The sequence below is a fragment of the Oleiphilus sp. HI0117 genome (genome assembly GCF_001635235.1).
This window is the reverse complement of sequence record NZ_LWGA01001281.1, coordinates 1-2,100: the sequence shown is the minus strand read 5'-3', so window position 1 is coordinate 2,100 and position 2,100 is coordinate 1. Positions and strand designations below refer to the sequence as shown.

Below are 2,100 nucleotides of genomic sequence, written 5' to 3'. Positions count from 1 at the left end.
GAAGAGGCCAATCATGTGGTTTGGGCAGACTTGTCGGATATGACTTGGTTGGATGACTTGATTGCTCAAACGGCAAGCAAGCAAAGCACTAAGCATGAGCTTGGCAATACCCTTAATGACTTAATCAATAAGGTAAAGTCTAAGCTCTCGGGTGAAAGTCATATTGTGATCATGAGCAATGGCGGCTTCGCAGGTATTCATGGCAAGTTAGTGGAAGCGCTAGAGGAACAGGTGAATGACTAAGGTGGTCGAACCGGTATCAATAGCGATTACTGGTGCATCGGGCGCGCAGTATGCTCTGCGCTTGATTGAATGTTTACTAAAGCAGAGCGTGCCGGTTTACCTGATGGTGAGCAAGGCAGCGCATATTGTAATCGCCACAGAAACCGAATATAAGTTGCCCGCACAAGCAGCACAAATGGAATCCTTCCTCAGTGACCATTTTTCTGCCGAGCCCGGAATGATTCGTGTTTTTGGCAAAGAGGATTGGATGTCTCCTTTAGCATCTGGCTCCGGTGCACCGAGTCGAATGGTGGTTTGCCCATGTAGTACAGGGTCCTTATCAGCCATCGCAACGGGAGCAAGTAATAACCTGATCGAACGTGCCGCTGACGTGGCTTTGAAAGAGCGTCGTCAGTTGATACTAGTTCCCAGAGAAGCACCTTACTCAGAAATTCACCTAGAGAATATGCTCAAGCTCACGCGTATGGGGGCAGTTATCCTCCCGGCAAGCCCAGGTTTTTACCATCAACCAAAGTCTATCGAAGATATGGTCGACTTTGTTGTAGCACGTATCTTATCTCAATTGGGCTTGGAACAGTCTTTGATGCCGAAATGGGGTGAGTAAGTTTTCAACGGGGTCAGACTCGATTGAAACTCTTCGTAGTTAGAACATTCCACGGCTCGCTGGCGGTTTAGCACGGGGAAAGTTTTTTCGAGGGGGAATCTGCTTAAGCTTTGATATGCTTAATATCGTCTCCAGTCAGCTCAAAAGCCTGTCCAAAGCCTTTCACATAAGTACCTGAAACCGCAGTTAGTCTGAATAGATGAAAGTCGGGTAGAGAGCGAAGCAGCTTCACTGTATTTCCATGACGTTTTTCAAAGCCATCAAGAATATTGTTCCATTCAGGGTCTTCTTGCTTGAGTTCTTCTGCTTTGCACTTAAGGTTTAGTCGCTTGCGGGCAAAAACGTTTTTGCTCTTGTCTTCATCTTCAATGATCAAAATAGAGAGACTGGGGTGAGCAAGTAAATTGTGCGTGTGTGTCGCAAGCTGACTGATAAAAATGTAGTAAGCTGAGCCCGTTTTCAGAAAGGGGGTATAGCTGATGCACGGCTCTTTATCTTTTCCAAGTGTTGCTAATTGGAGTGTCTGAATTTGCTCGTTGAGTTCAGCGATTTCAGTTTGAATTTGCTCTGTACTGATTTCAGGGTTCTTTGCCATGGTGTTTACTTTTCTAGCTGTTTTATCGCGCCTTGCATCATTGCTGAGTTAAGCACTTGTGTGCCCCGCTTAGAACGATTTGCCTCAAGAATCAGTGCAGCGGCAACATCGTGAGCTTGAATCGCTTTTAAATTGCCAGGGAGTATGCCCATAAATACTTCACCTAGCTTTTCAGCTGGACGAAATTCACCTCTGTCGCCGAGTAATAGGCTAGGCCTAGCAAGTGCTATATGAGGATAATTGAGCTCAAGTAGCTGATGTTCCAGTTCGCCTTTCATTTGCATATAGTAGGAGAACGCTTTCACCTTGGCACCATGCGCAGAGACAAGGCCATAATAGCGAGCGCCGTTCTGAAGACCTAGCCGTGCAACATTCAAAGGAAAGGTGACATCTATTTCGTAGTAAGCTTCTTTATTTGGCGTTTTACGAGTAGTAGAACCCAGGGCGCAAAATATATCGTCTACTTTTTTGGGTTCGGGAGCGCTGAGCTCACGGTAGTTGACTGGCCATTGTTCAACCTTAGGCAGCTTGGCCCAAGAGGCACTTGAAGGTGAGCGGACGAAAGCAACAACACGTTCATAAGCGGGATGTTGATTGAGCAAAGAAACCAAATGACTACCGATTAGTCCGTTTGCGCCAGCAACCCATGCTGTTTTCC

At 46.4% G+C, this 2,100-nt stretch carries 3 protein-coding genes and 1 pseudogene; 2 read left to right on the top strand and 2 right to left on the bottom strand.

Translation table 11 applies throughout. From position 1 onward, the window contains the following. Positions 1-243: pseudogene (locus tag A3757_RS27215) on the top strand (UDP-N-acetylmuramate:L-alanyl-gamma-D-glutamyl-meso-diaminopimelate ligase); the annotation flags it as partial. Next, on the top strand, positions 236-847 hold the full coding sequence (locus A3757_RS22280; protein ID WP_068510562.1) for a flavin prenyltransferase UbiX: 612 nt from the start codon (positions 236-238) through the stop codon (positions 845-847). The pseudogene A3757_RS27215 and the gene A3757_RS22280, both read left to right, overlap by 8 nt. Positions 848-950: 103 nt before the next feature. On the opposite strand, the gene A3757_RS22275 is transcribed toward A3757_RS22280, so the two are convergent. Next, positions 951-1,442 (bottom strand): HugZ family protein, encoded by a 492-nt coding sequence (locus A3757_RS22275; RefSeq protein WP_068510560.1) that lies wholly within the window; start codon positions 1,440-1,442, stop codon positions 951-953. Positions 1,443-1,447: 5 nt separating this feature from the next. Continuing rightward, positions 1,448-2,100, bottom strand: a 653-nt coding sequence (locus A3757_RS22270; RefSeq protein ID WP_068740324.1) for an NAD-dependent epimerase/dehydratase family protein, incomplete at its 5' end; no start/stop codon positions are given.